The 18085-nt window shown below is 66.9% G+C and carries 17 protein-coding genes and 1 pseudogene; 12 read left to right on the forward strand and 6 right to left on the reverse strand.

The genetic code is table 11. From position 1 onward, the window contains the following. Nucleotides 1-436 precede the first annotated feature (436 nt). Entirely contained in the window at nt 437-736 is a 300-nt protein-coding gene (locus A5785_RS19605; RefSeq protein ID WP_005173015.1) for a DUF4193 domain-containing protein, read from the forward strand. A 91-nt stretch (nt 737-827) separates the two neighbouring features. Here the strand turns inward: A5785_RS19605 and A5785_RS19610 are convergent, their stop codons facing one another. Next, complete coding sequence (locus A5785_RS19610; protein WP_064862974.1) at nt 828-1391, reverse strand: DUF3093 domain-containing protein; 564 nt, start codon at nt 1389-1391, stop codon at nt 828-830. Nucleotides 1392-1414: 23 nt separating this feature from the next. Here A5785_RS19610 and dut point away from each other — a divergent pair. After that, nucleotides 1415-1891: pseudogene (gene dut, locus A5785_RS19615) on the forward strand (dUTP diphosphatase); the annotation flags it as partial. Between the two features lie 92 nt (nt 1892-1983). Continuing rightward, nucleotides 1984-2817 carry a DUF3710 domain-containing protein gene (locus tag A5785_RS19620; RefSeq protein ID WP_064862976.1) on the forward strand — a complete coding sequence of 278 codons (834 nt, stop codon included), beginning with the start codon at nt 1984-1986 and terminating at the stop codon, nt 2815-2817. A gap of 8 nt (nt 2818-2825) precedes the next feature. Here the strand turns inward: A5785_RS19620 and A5785_RS19625 are convergent, their stop codons facing one another. Continuing rightward, on the reverse strand, nt 2826-3587 hold the full coding sequence (locus tag A5785_RS19625; protein WP_064862977.1) for a hypothetical protein: 762 nt from the start codon (nt 3585-3587) through the stop codon (nt 2826-2828). A 132-nt stretch (nt 3588-3719) separates the two neighbouring features. Here A5785_RS19625 and A5785_RS19630 point away from each other — a divergent pair, with 132 nt between their 5' ends. Next, nucleotides 3720-4097, forward strand: a complete 378-nt coding sequence (locus A5785_RS19630) for an OB-fold nucleic acid binding domain-containing protein (RefSeq protein WP_005201887.1) — start codon at nt 3720-3722, stop codon at nt 4095-4097. Beyond that, nucleotides 4078-4764 carry a DUF3159 domain-containing protein gene (locus A5785_RS19635; RefSeq protein ID WP_064862978.1) on the forward strand — a complete coding sequence of 229 codons (687 nt, stop codon included), beginning with the start codon at nt 4078-4080 and terminating at the stop codon, nt 4762-4764. The genes A5785_RS19630 and A5785_RS19635 overlap by 20 nt, the downstream gene beginning before the upstream one ends. Here the strand turns inward: A5785_RS19635 and A5785_RS19640 are convergent. Together A5785_RS19640 and A5785_RS19645 are read right to left on the reverse strand one after the other, a co-directional pair. Continuing rightward, nucleotides 4738-5397, reverse strand: a complete 660-nt coding sequence (locus A5785_RS19640) for a potassium channel family protein (protein ID WP_064868520.1) — start codon at nt 5395-5397, stop codon at nt 4738-4740. The two genes, A5785_RS19635 and A5785_RS19640, sit on opposite strands and share 27 nt — an antisense overlap. 9 nt (nt 5398-5406) lie before the next feature. Continuing rightward, the gene (locus tag A5785_RS19645; RefSeq protein WP_197500851.1) at nt 5407-6072 is read right to left on the reverse strand and encodes a potassium channel family protein; all 666 of its coding nucleotides are present in this window, start codon (nt 6070-6072) and stop codon (nt 5407-5409) included. 215 nt (nt 6073-6287) lie between these two features. Here A5785_RS19645 and A5785_RS19650 point away from each other — a divergent pair, with 215 nt between their 5' ends. From A5785_RS19650 to dxs, 3 genes are all read left to right on the forward strand, one after another. Continuing rightward, entirely contained in the window at nt 6288-8291 is a 2004-nt protein-coding gene (locus tag A5785_RS19650) for an APC family permease (RefSeq protein WP_197500852.1), read from the forward strand. Nucleotides 8292-8311: 20 nt separating this feature from the next. Then, a complete protein-coding gene (locus A5785_RS19655) occupies nt 8312-9640 on the forward strand; it encodes a class I SAM-dependent RNA methyltransferase (RefSeq protein WP_082946623.1) in 1329 nt (442 codons plus the stop codon). 105 nt (nt 9641-9745) lie between these two features. Beyond that, a complete protein-coding gene (gene dxs, locus A5785_RS19660; protein ID WP_064868525.1) occupies nt 9746-11722 on the forward strand; it encodes a 1-deoxy-D-xylulose-5-phosphate synthase in 1977 nt (658 codons plus the stop codon). 9 nt (nt 11723-11731) lie between these two features. On the opposite strand, the gene A5785_RS19665 is transcribed toward dxs, so the two are convergent. Beyond that, nucleotides 11732-13024 (reverse strand): HRDC domain-containing protein, encoded by a 1293-nt coding sequence (locus A5785_RS19665; RefSeq protein ID WP_064868527.1) that lies wholly within the window; start codon nt 13022-13024, stop codon nt 11732-11734. 10 nt (nt 13025-13034) lie between these two features. Continuing rightward, nucleotides 13035-13673: a DUF3000 domain-containing protein gene (locus A5785_RS19670; protein ID WP_064868530.1), complete on the reverse strand. Its 639-nt coding sequence runs from the start codon at nt 13671-13673 to the stop codon at nt 13035-13037. Between the two features lie 195 nt (nt 13674-13868). On the opposite strand from A5785_RS19670, the gene hemE reads away from it, so the two are divergent. From hemE to A5785_RS19690, 4 genes are all read left to right on the forward strand, one after another. Then, the gene (gene hemE, locus A5785_RS19675) at nt 13869-14894 is read left to right on the forward strand and encodes a uroporphyrinogen decarboxylase (RefSeq protein WP_064868533.1); all 1026 of its coding nucleotides are present in this window, start codon (nt 13869-13871) and stop codon (nt 14892-14894) included. 19 nt (nt 14895-14913) lie between these two features. Then, nucleotides 14914-16329, forward strand: coding sequence for a protoporphyrinogen oxidase (hemG, locus tag A5785_RS19680; protein WP_064868536.1), 1416 nt, complete (start codon nt 14914-14916; stop codon nt 16327-16329). A 340-nt stretch (nt 16330-16669) separates the two neighbouring features. Beyond that, complete coding sequence (gene hemQ / locus A5785_RS19685; protein ID WP_064863009.1) at nt 16670-17365, forward strand: hydrogen peroxide-dependent heme synthase; 696 nt, start codon at nt 16670-16672, stop codon at nt 17363-17365. 20 nt (nt 17366-17385) lie between these two features. Further along, nucleotides 17386-18072 carry a haloacid dehalogenase type II gene (locus A5785_RS19690; RefSeq protein ID WP_064868539.1) on the forward strand — a complete coding sequence of 229 codons (687 nt, stop codon included), beginning with the start codon at nt 17386-17388 and terminating at the stop codon, nt 18070-18072. The last annotated feature ends 13 nt before the right edge of the window (nt 18073-18085 follow it).

Here is an 18085-nt window from a genome sequence, read left to right on the forward strand (position 1 = left end):
GCATCCACGCATACCTGCGCCTGCCGACGCCGGGAGCCCAGCGAGCAGGACGAGGTTCACTGTAGAGGGTTCGTGCGCGGGTGTGGGTCAAGCACCGTGCGTGCGAGTCGGTCCCTGTGTGATGAGTCCCGGTTCACTCCGCGTGTCCGTCTGAGCCGACCGACGCTCGGGAATGAATCGGCGTACGCGTGATGTTGACCGCAGACAAGCGATGCACTACAGTTCGGGCGCCCCGTCCTAGACAGGGACGGACCAGCCTACGGAATATGTGATGCAAATCACATAAATCTGTTTGGTTGGGGGTAACGAATTGCAGGCGCCACGAGTTGTTGTGACGTCGGTGAAATCCAACCCCCCGACAGGCATCGTGCTCAATTGGTCGACCGGCCACAAGCCAGTCCTCCACGGCTCCAACTCCAACCAAGTAAGGCACACAATGGCTACTGATTACGACGCGCCACGGCGTACGGAGACCGAAGACCTGAATGAGGATTCGCTCGAAGAGTTGAAGGCTCGTCGCAGCGAAGCCCAGTCGTCTGCGGTTGATGTCGATGAGACCGACACGGCCGAGTCATTCGAGCTGCCCGGCGCTGATCTCTCCGGAGAAGAGCTCTCCGTCCGTGTGATCCCCAAGCAGGCCGACGAATTCACCTGCAGCAGCTGCTTCCTCGTATACCACCGCAGCCGATTGGCTCGGGAGAATGGCAGCTCGCTCATCTGCGTCGACTGCGCCTGAGCGGCGCGCAGCGTGCCGGTATCCGGCACCGCTGCGCCGCTTGCGTCTGCTCGTGAGTCTCGGACTACCGCGGGCCCCAGCTCTGGTCGCCTCAGCTCTGGTCGCGGTCCGAGTGCTCAGGACTCACCGCGTGCGTCGTGCTGGCATCGGGAATACCCAGTGCGGCGAGCACCTTGTCGGGATGGCGCGTTGACACCAGCCAGTAGGGCGTCGGGTCATCGGGATCGTCCAACACCAACAACACCATCGTCTTGATCCACGCGTGGTGCATGAGGAACGCAGCCGGATCGAGCTGCCGACCGAGCGCCGCGCTCTTGGCCGACGCAGGGATACTCGCCCCGCGCGCGATGACAGAATTCGGCAATTGCGCCTTGCCCGCATGCAAGACTCCGTCTGCGCTGACCCTGATCTGGGTACGGCCCATCGACCACAGCAGGAATGCACACAGCAGCCCGACGGCGATGTATCCGACGAAACTCCACGACGAGCGATGCGCCGAGAGCTCTATCTCGTATCCGGCGACCGCGGTCACCACTGCCGCGGCAGGCCACCACCACAGGGGCACACGCAGCCGTTCGCTGTAGCGGTCTGCTGCCGGATCAGTCGGTCCTGGCGACTGGGCCCCGGTCTCCTCGGGGCGTTCGGATGAACTCACAAAGCTCAGCGTAGTCTGCGTTCGTGACCGTAGAATCCACCCCTGGCGCCGCACCGATCGGTCAGATCCCGGTGAAGCGACTCGATCCCGACATTCCACTGCCGACTCGGGCTCATGCCGGCGATGCGGGTGTCGACCTCTGTTCCACCATCGATGTCGAACTGCCGCCAGGCCGTCGACAGCTCGTCGGAACGGGGATCGCCGTCGCGCTGCCATTCGGAACGGTCGGGCTGATCCATCCACGGTCGGGACTCGCCGCACGCGCCGGATTGTCGATCGTCAACGCGCCCGGAACCATCGACGCCGGGTACCGCGGGGAGATCAAGGTGTGTCTGATCAACCTCGATCCGTCGGAGACGATCAGCATCGTGCGCGGGGATCGCATCGCGCAGTTGCTGATCCAGCGGATCGAACTGGTCGACTTCACCGAGGTCGACGAGCTCGACGAGACAGCTCGCGGCGAGGGCGGCTACGGATCGAGCGGCGGACACGCCATACTGACGGATGGGGGATCCGTCGATCCGGGCATCGTCGACCCGGCCAACGGCTCGGATACCGCAGGCGACAACGCGAACGAGGAGAACCCCACGTGATGGCACGAGACCCCGAGTCGGCGTCGGACACTGCCGACCAGCAGCTGCTCATCGGGCAGGCGCGCGGACCCTACGACATCACCGAACTCGACACCCCGGCAGAGGATCTCGAGAAATCGCACCTCGACCTCGGCGCCGTGCTGGTGCCCGTTGTCGAAGGCGGCCAGGTGACCGTCGAGATGACCGCCGACCATCAACCAGAGGCCGTCTACCTGGTGACTCCCTACGGCCGGATCACCGTCGCTGCTTTCGCGGCGCCGAAGTCGCCGGGACTGTGGCGCGAGGTGGTAGGTGAACTCGTCGACTCACTGAAGAACGACGGAGCGACCACGAGCATCGAAGACGGTCATTGGGGCCGCGAAATCGTCGCAGAGGTTCCGGGCGGCAGTCATCGTTTCATCGGAGTCGACGGCCCGCGCTGGATGGTTCGGCTGGTGGCGAGCGGTCCGAACGACACCGCGTCCGAACTGTCCCAGCTGTCCCGTGCCGTGCTCGCGGAGTCGGTGGTGCGTCGAGGCACCGAGCCCGCACCTCCCCGCGAGATGCTGCCGCTTGTGCTGCCGCCGGTGTTGGCCGAGCAGGTCGCCGCAGCACAACAGCAAATGTTCGAGGGCGCGTCGGCCGAGGGTGGCGATGTCCCGCCCGGCGTCGTCGTACCCGACGGAGCCATTGCAGGCTCGGGTGACGATCTGACGGCACAGCAGACGAGTGGCACGGACACGGGTGTTGCCACCGCCGACGCCGAGTTCACGGCCGGTGGGGATGTCGACTCATCCGACGATCAGCCCCGCTCGGCGGGCTCGGCCATGCAGCGTTTTCGACGACGCCGCTGACCTCCCTCTCATAGGTGCCGGGCAGGCTCCGACTCCGGCGCCGCACTCAGGCGCAGCCAGGCGCGCGCGCACGACGTCCCGAGCACCGAGGGGTCGATGCCCCACTGGGTCAATCCGACGTCGACGACCTCCGCGCGCGGTGCAGCGGCCGACCAGTCCTCGGCGATTGCGCGGGGATGTAGCGGATCGTCGACCGCAGCGGTAATCGCAAGTGGCACAGTGAGTTCGGAGATGTCGTCCGGGGTCGGTGCCACGCACTCCGCCGCAGCGCGCAGTTGTGCGACGAGGTCGCGGGACTGCGCGCGCCACGACCGACTCAGCTCGACGCCGAGCCACTCGGGACTCGTCGAGACCATCGTCGCGATCGTTGCGTCGAGTCCGTCGCGTTCGATGGAGTCGGCGGTCAGGCGGGCGCTCGCCGCGGCAAGCGATCCCGACGGTTCGCCGCTCCACGGCGGTAGCGCAGCCAGGACGCCGGCACAGGTTCCGGTGTGTGCGGACTGTCGGTCCAGCGCCCACCGCAGTGCGGTCACCGCGCCGATGGACACGCCGCCGACCAGGACGACCGCATGCTCGCGCGCCGCGGCGTCGAGTGCGCGGATGAATCCGGGGATGAGGTCGGCGGTCGGTTTCACAGCGATGAGCTCGACGTCGAGAAGTCGTGCAGCCGCCCCGAATGCTCGTCGAACGTAGTCGTCGTCCGAACCTGTGCCGGGCATGACGATCAACGCGGTCGGTGCTGGTGGGGGCGCGGTGTCAGCCGAGGGCATGAACCGATGATGCCGTGCGTTGTAACTGCTGAGCGCAGGGGTCTAGGCTGACCGAGTGCGGCTCGGTTGGTTCAGCCCGATAAGCCGCGCCCGAAACACTGATCGTGCCCACATCGCTATTTGGAGGTTGTGATGCCCACAGCCGGTTATCTCAAGCGACTGACCAGGCGGCTCACCGAAGATCTCGGAGAAGCCGACGCGGAGAAGATCGCGGCGGAGTCGGCGGCCACCGGCGCCCAGCGCGCGGTGGAGTGTTCGCGCGGTGACGAGGTCACGATGCATGGCGAGTTGCGCGCGGTCGAGACCTGTTCACGCACCGCCAAGAGTGGGGTCAAGGCGGAGTTCTTCGACGGAAGCGACGTCGTCTTTCTGAAATGGATGGGCCGTAACCGCATACCGGGTATCGAGCCGGGTCGGAAGATCACCGTGAGTGGGCGTCTCGGCGAACACAATGGCACCAAGGTGATCTACAACCCCGATTACGAATTGCATGGCGACGGAGAAGACTGACAGTACCGACGCCGCGTCGGATATCGACGCAGCTCAGGTGGGCGAACGGCCGACGCCGACGGTTCTCGAGCAGCTCGGCGGAGTATCCGGCCTGATCTCGTCGACGATCCCCGTCATTGTATTCGTGGCCGTCAACGCCGCATTCGGCCTGACGGCTGCGATCATCGCGGCGCTCGCTACGGCGGTATCGGTCGCGGCCGTCCGTCTGTTCCGTCACGACGGACTCGCACCGGCGATCTCCGGCTTTCTCGGCGTGGCGATCTGCGCGTTCATCGCCCATCGCGTCGGCGACGCGAAAGGGTACTTTCTGTTCGGCATCTGGACATCGCTGGTGTACGCGGGTGTCCTGGTCGCTTCGATCCTGCTTCGATGGCCGCTGATCGGCGTGGCCTGGAATTACGTCAACGGCACCGGAACGCAGTGGCGTCACGACCGCGGGACTTTGATCGCCTATGACGTCGCCACGGCATTCTGGGCACTCGTGTTCGCGGGACGCTATCTCGCACAATCGTCGCTCTACGACAGCGGCGACACCGGTTGGCTGGCCGTCGCTCGGATCGGGATGGGCTGGCCGCTCACCGCGCTCGCAGTCGTGGTGACCATGGTGCTCGTCCGACGCGCGTCGCGCGCCGGCGGGGCCTCAGCTGCCGTGGATCGCCGCGTGTAGCGCCGGTTCCACCTCGACCGCGGCGACAAAGACGAGTTCGTCGCCACCCTCGAGCGGATCGTCGCGCTCGGGCACGATCACGCGGCCGCCACGGATGATGGCCACCAGCGCGGCGTCGCGCGGCAGATCGATCTTGCGGACCGGCTTGCCCGCCAGCGGGGTGTCGGGCGGCAGCGTGAGTTCGACGAGGTTTGCCTGACCCTGACGAAATGTCATGAGCCGCACCAGATCACCGACCGACACCGCCTCTTCGACCAGTGAGGCCAGTAGCCGAGGTGTCGACACCGCGACGTCGACGCCCCAGTCCTCCCCGAACAGCCACTCATTGCGCGGATCGTTTACGCGGGCGACGACCCTGCTCACCGCGAACTCGGTCTTCGCCAGCAGGCTGACCACGAGATTGGCCTTGTCGTCGCCGGTGGCGGCGATCATCACGTCGTAGGATTGCAACCCGGCTCGTTCGAGGTTGGCCAGCTCGCAGGCATCCGCGAGCAGCCAGTTCGCTCCGTGGACGGCCTCGACGTCGATGTGGCTTGCGAGGCGTTCGAACAGCGTGACCTCGTGGCCTGCCGCGATGAGTTCACGGGCGATCGAACGACCGACTGCGCCTGCACCGGCGATGGCGACTTTCATCTCTCTCCTCTAATCGGCATGGGCCAGCGGCGCTGCGACGAGTGCGCGCACACCGGCGAGATCGTCGAGGCGGACCGATGCGAACACGATGTCGTCTTGTTGCAGAACGGTTTTGGCTTCGGGGAGGATCGGTTTGCCGTGGCGGTTCAGAAAAGACAGGCGGGCCCCGGAGAGCTCTTGGAACTTCACCGACGTGATGCCGATCCACGACTCGTGGATGTCGAGCTGGGCGATCGCGATGGTTCCCGACGGATCGCGCCACTCCGTTGTCGTCGACGTCTCGCCGAGAGCCGAGACGAAACGCTCGGTCGTCCACGGCACCGTTGCGACGGTGGGAATCCCGAGTCGCTCATAGACCTGGGCTCGCTTCGCGTCGTAGATTCTGGCGACGACGCGAGGGACGTCGAAGGTCTCGCGCGCGACGCGCGCGGCAATGATGTTGGAGTTGTCGCCCGAGGACACCGCGGCGAACGAGTCGGCTCGGTCGATCCCGGCGCGGGCGAGTACGTCGCGATCGAACCCGACCCCGACGATCTGCTCGCCGGTGAAGTCGTCGGACAGTCGTGTGAACGCGGCCGGATCGCGGTCGATGATGGCCACCTGGTGACCGCGCTTCTGCATGGCCATCGCCAGGGACGATCCCACTCGTCCGCACCCCATGATGACTACCCGCACATCGATCCTCTCGTGGGTTCACTGCTAGTCGGGCGCGGTGGAGCGTCGACGCAGGCGGTTGCCGCCGATTGTCCGCGCGACTTGAACCTACCCGCCCGATGACCCCGGCGACATCGGGCCATGCGAACTGCCCACACGCGGAGTTCACAGCCGCTTGATAGACCTCGCCGGGGGCGTAGTGGCCCAACCCGAGCGCTAGGTCTTAGTGTTGCGTGGTGTCCACCGTGTCAAAGGCGTCTGTTGCGACGAAACGACTGCTCCTCGGCAGGCCGTTCCGTAGTGACAAATTGGGCCACACCCTGCTGCCCAAGCGGATCGCGCTGCCCGTGTTCGCCTCTGACGCGATGTCGTCTGTCGCCTACGCGCCGCAGGAGATCTTCCTGGTCCTCTCGGTTGCAGGTCTCAGCGCCATGACCCTGGCGCCCTGGATCGCGATCGCTGTCGCTGTCGTGATGGCGGTGGTCGTCGCGAGCTACCGACAGAACGTCCACGCCTATCCGTCCGGGGGCGGCGACTACGAGGTGGCAACCGTCAATCTCGGACCGACGGCGGGTCTGGTCGTCGGCAGCGCGCTGCTCGTCGACTACGTGCTGACCGTCGCGGTCTCGATCTCGTCGGCCGCGGAGAACATCGGTTCCGCCATCCCGTTCGTGCACGAGCATCGGGTGTGGTTCTGTGTGGCGGCGATCGTCGTGCTCGCAGCTGTCAACCTGCGCGGCATCAAGGAATCCGGCTCGGTGCTGGCCATTCCCACCTACGCGTTCATCATCGGGGTCATCGCGATGCTCCTGTGGGGCGCGACCGAGATCTTCGTCCTCGGACGTGACGTCCGCGCCGAGACCGCCGACTTCGGTATCCGCGCGGAGAACACGCATCTCGCCGGTGTGGCTTTCATCTTCCTCATCGCGCGAGCGTTTTCGTCGGGTTCGGCGGCACTGACCGGTGTCGAGGCGATCAGCAACGGCGTGCCCGCATTCCAGAAACCGAAGTCGCGCAACGCAGCCACGACGCTGCTCATGCTGGGAACGATCGCGATCGTGCTGCTGCTCGGGATCGTCTGGCTCGCCGAGCGGGTCGGCGCCAAGTACGTCTCCGACCCGGCGCGCGACCTGATCGGCGCGCCACCCGGCTTTCAGCAGGAGGCGCTCATCGCGCAGCTCGCGCAGGCCGTCTTCGAGAGTTTCCCGGCGGGCTTCTACTTCGTGGCCGTCGCCACGGCCCTCATCCTGATGCTCGCGGCCAACACCGCGTTCAACGGATTCCCGGTGCTCGGTTCGGTTCTCGCGCAGGACCGGTTCCTGCCCCGACAGTTGCACACTCGTGGTGATCGCCTCGCCTTCAGCAACGGCATCATCTTCCTTGCCGTCGCGGCGATCGCATTCGTCGTCGCATTCGGCGGTGAGGTCACCGCGCTCATCCAGCTCTACATCGTCGGCGTGTTCGTTTCGTTCACGCTGAGCCAGGCGGGCATGGTGCGTCACTGGACGCGTCTGTTGCGACACGAGACCGATCCGCGTGCCAGGCGTCGAATGAAGCAGTCCAGGGTCATCAACTCGGTTGGCCTGGTGATGACGGCGACGGTCTTGGTGGTGGTGCTCATCACCAAGTTCACCGCGGGCGCATGGATCGCCATCCTCGCGATGGTGATCCTGTTCGTGCTGATGAAACTGATCCACCACCACTACGCATCGGTCCAACGCGAACTCGAGCGTGTCGAAGCAGAGGAAGACCAGGTTCTCCCGAGCCGCACACACTCGATCGTCCTGGTCTCCACGCTGCACATGGCGACCAAGCGCGCGTTGCTCTACGCCCGCGCCACGCGGCCGGACGTCCTCGAGGCCATCACGGTCAACGTGGACGACCGCGACACGCGAATACTGGTGTCGCAGTGGGAGGAAAGCGACATCAAGGTGCCGCTCAAGGTGATTGCGTCGCCATACCGGGAGATCACGAGCCCGGTGATCGAGTACGTGCGTCGGGTGCGCCGCGAGCATCCGCGCGACGTGATCACCGTCTTCATCCCCGAATACGTCGTCGGTCACTGGTGGGAGCAGATTCTGCACAACCAGTCGGCACTGCGCCTCAAGACGCGCCTGCTGTTCGAGCCGGGCGTCATGGTCACGTCGGTGCCCTGGCAGCTCACGTCGTCGGACCGACGCCGCGACGACCTCGAGTACAACGCCCCAGGTGACACCCGACGAGCGCTGGGTGGCCAGTGAGCTCCACGCCGCAACGACCCGTGACCGCACCTGTCGTCACCGTGCGGGTTGATCGCCCGGCCAACGGGGGAGATGCCGTCGGGCGACTTGATGACGGACGTGTGGTGTTCGTGCGCGGCGCCATTCCCGGGGAGACGGTCACGGCGCGCGTCGTCGACACCCGAGCGGAGTCGTTCTGGCGCGCGGAGGCGATAGAGATCCTCGACCCCTCGCCGCATCGCGTCGAGACGATCTGCCCGGCGGCTGCTCACGGCGCAGGCTGCTGCGACCTCGCCTTCATCGAACCGGGCCACGCGCAGACGTTGAAGGCTCAGGCGCTCGAGGACGTGCTCGTGCGGGTCGGTCATTTCACCGCCGATCGCGTCCACGACTGGTGCGCCGCCGACGCCGACCTCGATGCGCCACCCTCGATCGGCATCCGCTCATTGTCCGACGACGCCACCGGCTGGCGTGTGCGGACGCGTCTCGCGGTGGACGACGCAGGCCGAAGCGGACAGCACCGCTTCCACAGCGGCGACCTCGTCGTCGGTGTCGACTGTGTACAGCCGGTCGCAGGTCTGCTCGACGGGCTCGACGACCGCCGCTTCACGCCCGGTGCGGAGTTGGCGATCGTCGCCGACGACGTCGGCCGCAGGCACATCACCGAACTCGCGCCGGCAGTGGCGCCGCGGCGACATTCTCGTCGCGATCGTGGCAGGAGCGCCGCGCAGCGTCGTCGACGTAGTGTCGAATCACGCAGGGCCACAACGGTACTCGAAGGCGACGCCGCCGCCCGCCACCGCGTGGGCGAGCGAGAGTGGTCGATTCCGGTGACCGGCTTCTGGCAGGCACACCGAATGGCACCGACCGTCTACGCGCAGACCGTCGCCGAGTTCGTCGCTTCGACCGACGTCTCGCCACCCGCGACCTGTTGGGATCTCTACGGCGGAGCCGGTGTGTTCGCGGGCGCCCTCGTCGACACTGTCGACCTCCGTGAGGTCCACATCGTCGACTCCGACGCCGCCGCACTGGCCGCGGCTGATGCGGTGTTCGACGAGGAGGACTCGTCGGTGACCACTCATCATGGCGAGGTCGCCGATGTGATCGAGTCGTTGCCGTCACCGGAGGTCGTCGTCCTCGACCCGCCGCGAACCGGCGCAGGCACCCGCGTGATCGACAGGATCGTCGCCGCGTCGCCCGAGATCGTCGTGCACGTCGGCTGCGACGCCGCGCGGTTCGCACGTGACCTCGCGCTGTTCACCGAACGCGGATACGCGGTCACCAGGATGCGGGCATTCGACGCCTTCCCGCTGACACACCACGTCGAGGCGATCGCCGTGCTGGTGCCGATCGCGGCCGCCGGTGTGTGACCAGCTCGCGGTTGTGGTGACCCAGGGCACTGCCGCGAGGTCCGTAGACTGTTCGACACGACCGCGACAAGCCCGCGCGGCCGGTGTGCGTAGTAGGAGGACTCGATGAGTGTGCTCGAGCGGATCTCTTCCCCGGCCGATCTCAAGGCGTTGTCGCCGGATGAGGTCGTGGTACTCGCCGGTGAGATCCGTGAATTCCTCATCGAGAAAGTGTCGGCCACAGGTGGCCACCTCGGCCCCAACCTGGGGGTCGTCGAGCTGACGCTCGCGCTTCACCGCGTCTTCGATTCGCCTGTCGACCCCGTGATCTTCGACACCGGCCACCAGTCGTACGTGCACAAGATCGTCACCGGACGGGCCGCGGGCTTCGACGAGTTGCGTCAACGCGACGGACTCACCGGGTACCAGGATCGCGCCGAGAGCGAGCACGACTGGGTCGAGTCCTCACACGCATCAGCAGCGCTGAGTTACGCCGACGGCCTGGCGAAGTCGTTCGCTCTGACCGGTCAGGACCGCACGGTCGTCGCGATCGTCGGCGACGGCGCGCTCACCGGCGGAATGTGTTGGGAGGCGATCAACAACATCGCCGATTCCGACCGCTCGGTCGTGATTGTCGTCAACGACAACGGGCGTTCCTACGCACCGACCATCGGCGGCGTCGCGGCGCACCTGTCGGGTCTGAGACTCCAGCCCGGATACGAACGCTTCCTCGACGAGAGCCGTCGTGTGATGCAGATGTTGCCCGTTGTGGGCGGACCCGCGTACGCGGTGCTGCACGGCATGAAAAGCGGGATCAAAGACCTCCTCGCGCCCCAGCAGATGTTCACCGACCTCGGGCTCAAGTACGTCGGGCCGGTCGACGGCCACGACGTCGAAGCGCTCGAGGCGGCGTTCGCGCGGGCCCGATCCTTCGGCGGTCCGGTCATCGTGCACGCCGTCACCCGCAAGGGCAACGGCTACATCCACGCCGAGAATCACGTGGCGGATCAGATGCACTCGACCGGTGTGATCGATCCCAAGACCGGCCGCGCGAAGTCGGTGTCCGCGCAGGACTGGACGTCGGTGTTCTCCGCGGCACTCCTCGAAGCGGGTGCGACGCGTCCCGACGTGGTCGCGATCACCGCTGCGATGCCCGGCCCGACCGGGCTCGCACCGTTCGGCGAGAAGTATCCCGATCGGATGTTCGACGTAGGCATCGCCGAACAGCACGCGCTCACCTCGGCGGCGGGTCTCGCGCTGGGCGGCATGCACCCCGTGGTCGCGATCTACTCGACATTCCTCAACCGCGCATTCGACCAGCTCCTCATGGACGTCGCGTTGCTGCGTCAGCCGGTCACCCTCGTCCTCGACCGTGCCGGGATCACCGGGCCTGACGGCCCCAGTCACCATGGCATGTGGGATCTGTCGCTGATGGCGATGGTTCCCGGTTTGCGCGTCGCCGCACCGCGCGACGCCGTCCGCCTTCGCGAAGAATTCGACGAAGCGCTTGCCGTCGACGACGGCCCGACCGCACTGCGCTTCTCAAAGGGCGCTGTACCCGAAGACATTCGCGCGGTGGAGCGTCTCGACGACGGCGTCGACATCCTGCGTCGGTCGTCACCTGGCGTCGGAAAAGCGTCGGGCGACGTACTCATCGTCGCCGTCGGCGCGTTCTGTGGTCTCGCCGTCGACACCGCGGACCGGCTGGCCAAGCAGGGCATCGACGCGACGGTCGTCGATCCGCGGTGGGTGCTGCCCGTCGCCGAGTCGATCGTCGACCTCGCGCGCCGACATCGGCTGGTGGTGACGCTCGAGGACAGCGGTGTGAGCGGGGGAGTGGGAGCTGCCGTCAGCGCCGCCCTCTCCGACGCGGAAGTGCCTGTGCCCGTGCAACTTCGCGGGATTCCGCAGCGTTTCATCGAACATGCGTCGCGTGGCGAGATTCTGGCCGAGCTCGGTCTGACGGCTCAGGATCTCGCGCGGTCGATCACGGCCACGGTGTCGGGGATGGAGACGGTGCCAGAGCTCGAGCACGCCGACGAGGCGATCGACGTGGCGCGTGATGGCGCCGGCGTCGACACGCCGGAGAGCGACCGGGGCTGACGCTCGCGGTCAGCTCGTCGAATCCGGCTCGGCCGCAGGCGCTTTCGCAGCGGCATTCAGCCCGTCAGCAAGAGCGATGTCAGTCAGTTCGCGCTGCCACGGCCGCGCACCGCCCGCCGCGAGGTATGCGTCGACGACGTCGGGTGTCGCAGGTAGATCGACTCCGTCCCAGGCGAGTTGGCGTACCAGGTCGGGCGCGAGCAGATTCTCGAGGGGCAGGTTGTTGTTCTCGGCGATCTCTTTGACGATCGGACGGACCTGCGCGATGCGCTTCGCGGCGTCGGGGTTGCGCTGCTCCCACCTGCTGATCGGCGGGAGTCCTACTGTCGGACCGCGTTTCGACGGCAGTTGGGATTCGGGGAGGCTGCGTGCACGATCGATCGCGCCGAGCCAGATGCCGGCCTGACGACGTTGCCGTGGGCCGCCGAAGACGGGTAGTCGGGTCAGCTCCGCCTGCGATGTCGGCATGGCGTTGGCCGCGGTGACGATGGCCGAATCCGGCAGAATCCGGCCGGGCGCGACATCGCGTCGCTGGGCGAGCTCTTCACGCGCAGCCCACAGCTCGCGGACCGCAGCCAACGATCGGCTGTTCTTCACCGTGTGCACGTTGGCGGTCCTGCGCCATTTGTCGACGCGTGGGGCAGGAGCCGGCCGGTCGAGAACGTATCGGAACTCCTGGCGCGCCCATTCGTCCTTACCCTGCTCTACCAGCGCCTGTTGCACGGCGTCGCGCAATTCGACGAGCACCTCGACGTCGAGCGCTGCGTAGTTGAGCCAGTCGTCGGGGAGCGGTCGCCGCGACCAGTCAGCGGCCCCGTGGCCCTTCTGCAGACCGAGTTCGAGATATGTGGCGACCATCGCCGCGAGATTGACCTTGGGTTCTCCGAGCAGCCGTCCGGCCAGTTCGGTGTCGAAGACCGTCTCGCAGCGGAAACCGAGTTCGCGTAGGCAGGGCAGATCCTGATCGGCGGCGTGCAACACCCACTCCGGGCCGTCGAGCGCCTCGATCACCGGGGCCAGGGCCTCTGGCTCGCTGATCGGGTCGAGCAGAAACGAGCCGGAGCCGGTGCGACGCAGCTGAACGAGGTACGCACGCTGCGAGTATCGATATCCCGAGGCGCGTTCGGTGTCGACGGCGATGGGGCCGGTTCCGGCGGCAAGGCATTCGGCGGCATAGGCGAAGTCCGCCGCGCGGGACAGCACCGGTGGAACACCGTCGGCTGGTGCGAGTAGTGGTTCGACGGACGGTTCGGCGACGACCTCGTTGCCGGGGTCGGCGGGCCGCTCGTCGGATGTACTCATACCGATGGACTCACACCGAACCGAGCTCGGTGACCCCGACCGGGGGGAGGCCCGCAGCCGACGACAGGACGTCGCAGAAGGCCTCGAGATGGCCACCGAGGCCGTCGGAGGTCGGTGCGGTCCACGAGGCTCGCACTTCGAGTTGATGTGCCCTGGGTGGTCCGGCGATGTCGCCGTAGCGCACCGACGTCGTCGACGTGACAGTTCCGCCGAGCGCGGTGACGACGATCGGTTCGCCGGTCCGCGACGTCCGCGAGCCGTCGCTCGACGTCGAACCCACCTCGGCGCCCAGCGCGTCGGACAGCCAACTCCACGCCACCTCGGGCAGGAGAGGATCCATTGCCAGCGCGGCCTCGACCTCGGCCTGAATGTAGGCGACGAGGCGCATGGTGCCGTTCCAGGCGTCCTGGCCTGCCGGGTCGTAGAGCAGGACCAGTCGGCCGAATGCACTTCCCGACGAGTCGACCGGCACGTCGTCGTCGATATCGGGTACGCGGACTTCGGCGCCCACGGCATAGCTGTACGGGGCGAGTCGCTGCGGGGGACGGATCGGCCCGACCTCGATGTCGCGCCGAATCTGGGCGGTGTGCAGCGACTCGACCGCGGTGCGGAAGTCAGCAGGCTCCGTCGGAGCTCCGGAGGAGGTCACATCTCGACGGTAGAGTGAGGTAGGCGTGGCCGACGGGAGGCGCGCCGGGCAGGTAGGTCCTCGGTCGTCGGCGTGTCGAGGCAGGCGGGGGAGCTCGGCGAGCAAGGCCGACCTGGTCGGCCTGCGTCTGTGCCCCACATGGCAGAGTGATCGGTGATGTCACACCCTGCCCGCACGCGCCGAAATCATGCTCAGATGCCGCTCATCGCTGCCGCGACCGGCGGCGCACCCACACGACGTCCGGTGTGGTTCATGCGGCAGGCAGGTCGCTCCCTGCCCGAATACCGTGCCATTCGCGCCGATCACGGGATGCTCGAGTCGTGCTTCGACCCGGCGATGGTCTGTGAGATCACGATGCAACCGGTGCGCCGCCACGACGTCGATGCAGCAATCCTCTTCTCCGACATCGTCGTGCCGCTCAAGGCTGCCGGTGTCGACCTCGACATCGTCGCGGGTACCGGCCCGGTCATCGCGCATCCGGTGCGTACCGTCGACGACGTGGCGCAGCTCCCGGCGCTCGACCCCCAATCGGTGGGCGCGATCGCGCGTGCCATCGGGCTGATCCTCGACGAACTCGACGACGAAACCGCACTCATCGGATTCGCGGGTGCGCCGTTCACCCTCGCCTCGTATCTGATCGAGGGCGGGCCGAGCCGCAACTACACGATCACCAAGTCGATGATGTACTCCGATCCGGGACTCTGGCATGCGTTGATGGGTCGCCTCGCCGACATCACCATCACCTTCTTACGGACCCAGCTCGACGCCGGAGTCGACGCGATCCAGCTCTTCGACTCGTGGGCGGGTGCGCTCTCGGATGCCGACTACCGGACGTTCGTCGCGCCGCACAGTGCGCGCGTGCTGGCCGAGGTCTCCGATTTCGGCGTGCCCCGCATCCACTTCGGTGTCGGAACGGGGGAGTTGCTCGAGTCCATGACCAAGGTCGGGGCCGACGTGATCGGCGTCGACTGGCGCGTGCCGCTCGACGATGCCGCGCGCCGCGTCGGCGGAGGTGTCGCAGTGCAGGGAAACCTCGATCCGACAGTGCTTTTCGCAGGTGGGGCCACGATCGACGAACATGTCCGACGCATCGTCGCCGAGGGCGAGCGTGCCGTCGTGCACGGCGCCGCAGGGCACATCTTCAACCTGGGGCACGGTGTGCTGCCGGGAACCGATCCGGATGTGATCACGCGGACCGTAGAACTGGTCCATTCGATCTGAACGTTCGCGAGGTGAGGACATGACCATCGACGTCGCCGTTGTCGGAGCGGGCATCTCGGGTCTCACCGCGGCGTTCCGGCTGCGGCAGCGACTCGGTCCCGACGCACGTATCGACCTCTACGAAGCAGGGGAGCGGACGGGCGGAATCCTCAAGACGGTCGACGTCGGTGCTGACGGTCGGGGATCAGTGCTCGTTGATGTGGGCGCCGAGGCGTTCATCGTGCGACGACCGGAGGCGCTCGGCTTGGTCACCGAGCTCGGTCTGGCTGATCGGGTGGTGTCACCGACCGGGCGTCGACCCGCACTGTGGGCGTGCGGCCGATTGCACGACATGCCCCGCCCCGCGCTGATGGGGATTCCCGCGACGCCCGACGCGGTGGCCGGTCTGGTCGATCCGGCAGATCTCGAGCGGATGCGTGCCGAACCCGACCGCCCGTTGGAATGGGCTCCCGGTACCGACGTCTCTGTGGGAGATCTTGTCGCCCACCGGTTCGGTCCGTCGGTGGTGTCGCGCAGCGTCGACCCGATGCTCGGCGGGGTGTATTCGAGCCTCGCCGCGGATATCGGTGTGCGCGAAGCACTTCCGGCTCTGGCGGCACAGCTCGATGCGGGTGCGCCGAGTCTGACGGCGGCGGTCGGCGCCTTGCTTGCCAACCCGACCACGACCGGGCCGGTCTTCGGAACGTTGATCGGCGGATATCGCGTCCTCGTCGAGGCGCTGCTCGACGCCGCGCGACCAGACCTCCGCACCTGCGCCGCGGTGACCGACGTCCGACGCAACGGCTCGCGGTGGGCCCTCTTCACGGGCGATCGGCCGGCCGCTACCGATGCGAGCTACGACGGCGTCGTTCTGTCGACACCGTGCTGGATGACGGGACACATGCTCCGCCGAGAGGCGCCCGACGCCGCGTCGACGTTGCAGGCTGTCGAGCGGGCGCGATCGGTGGTCGTGTCCATCACGCTGACACCTGACACCGCACTTCCCGACAATTCCGGCGTGCTCGTCGCAACGGGAGAAGATTTGCGTGCCAAGGCTTTCACACTCAGCTCGCGCAAGTGGGCGCATCTCGGCGAACCAGGCGAGTTGCTGTCGGTGCGTGCGTCTTTCGGCCGGTACGGGCAGCCGATTCCCGACGAGGACGTCGAGCCGGGCATCGACGATCGACTGCGCGACTGGGCGCTGGCCGATCTCGATCGAGTGTGCGCGGCCGCAGGCATCGAGCCGTTGACGGGACGCGTCATCGACACGTTCGTGCAGCGATGGGAGCTACCGCGTTACGCGCCAGGACATCTTGCGACGATGGCGAGGGTCGAAGCGTCGCTGCCTGCCGGGCTCGCCCTGGCGGGCAATGCGGTGCGTGGCGTCGGGGTACCCGCGTGCATTGGTCAGGCAGGCAGGGCCGTCGAACGCCTGCTCGGCGACCTGGGGGCCTAACCCCGCTGGTCGAGCGGACGTGCGCCCAACTTCGCTGGTCGAGTGGCGTGAGCCGGAGCGCCCAACCCCGCTGGTCGAGCGGGCGTGAGCGCCAGCGAGCACCCGAGTCGAGACCACCCTGTCCAATTCCGCTGGTCGAGCGGGCGCGAGCCGAACTCCGCTGGTCGAGCGGGCGCGAGCCGAACTCCGCTGGTCGAGCGGGCGCGAGCGCCAGCGAGCTCCCGAGTCGAGACCACCGTGCCCAACTTCGCTGGTCGAGCGGGCGCGAGCGTCAGCGAGCACCCGAGTCGAGACCACCCTGCCCGGTTCGCGGACGCGCGCCGGTGGCACCATTGATCTCATGAGCCGCCTCGACTACACCGCACTGAACTCGACGATCCGCTACCTGATGTTCTCGGTCTTCGCCGTGCGCCCTGGCGAGCTCGGCGACGAGCGTGACCAGGCCAAGTCCGACGCCACCGACTTCTTCAAGTCGCTGGAGGACGAGGGCGTCGTCGTGCGCGGCGTGTACGACGTGTCGGGACTGCGCGCCGACGCCGACTTCATGATCTGGTGGCACGCCGAGCACATCGAGCAGTTGCAGGCCGCCTACAGCCGATTCCGCCGCGAGACGGTGCTCGGCCAGGCGTGCGATCCGGTGTGGAGCGCAGCGGCGCTGCACCGGCCCGCAGAGTTCAACAAGAGCCACGTGCCCGCTTTCCTCGCCGGTGAAGAGGCAGGAAAGTACATCTGCGTCTATCCGTTCGTGCGCTCCTACGACTGGTATCTGCTCCCCGACGAGGAGCGTCGGACGATCCTCGCGGAACACGGTAAGGCTGCACGTGGTTACAAGGACGTCAGGGCCAACACGGTTGCTTCGTTCGCGCTCGGAGACTACGAGTGGTTGCTCGCCTTCGAGGCTCAGGAGTTGCACCGGATCGTCGACCTGATGCGCGATCTGCGCGCCACTGAGGCTCGCCGTCACGTGCGCGAGGAGATTCCGTTCTTCACGGGACCACGCGTCGAGGTCGTCGACCTCGTCGACGCGCTGCCTTAGTTCACGAACGAGGAGGGCACGTGGTCAAGGTCCTGGCCGTCGACACGTTCGGCACCGTCACCGATTGGCATACGGGTGTGAGTGCTGTTCTGGCCGAACAGTTTCCGACCGTCGGCGCCTCACAGCTCGCGAACGACTGGCGAGACACCTACGCGCCCTCGCTGGAGCTGATCGAATCGGGTGCCAGGCAGTGGACACTGCTCGACGACATCCACCGCGAGTCACTGGACGCATTGCTGCGGGACTCGTACGACATCACGGCGACCCCGGCGCAGCTGGACGCGGCCGTCCACGCCTGGCACGTCATTCCCGGGTGGCCTGACGCGGCGGGCGGAATACGCCGATTGACGTCGAAGTTCATCGTCTCCGCGTTGAGCAACGGAAACGTGGCGCTACTCGCCGAGATGGCCAAACACAACGGATTCGACTGGGATTTCCTCGGTGGCGCCGACCTGTGGCGGCATTACAAACCGTCGCCGGAGGTCTACCTCGGGATCGTTCGCCTCATGCAGGTTGAGCCGTCAGACGTCCTGATGGTCGCCACGCACGCGTGGGATCTCGACGCGGCGCGCGCGTGCGGACTGCGCACCGCCTACGTCGAACGTCCGCGCGAGTGGGGTCCGGTGCACAAAGACGAAACCCCGAACTCGCTCGACGACTTCCGCGCCACAGGATTCGACGACCTGGCCGATCAGCTCGGCTGCTGATCGGCGCGACCTG

It is taken from the genome of Gordonia sp. 852002-50395_SCH5434458 (assembly GCF_001665905.1).
GTDB classification, from domain to species: domain Bacteria; phylum Actinomycetota; class Actinomycetes; order Mycobacteriales; family Mycobacteriaceae; genus Gordonia; species Gordonia jacobaea.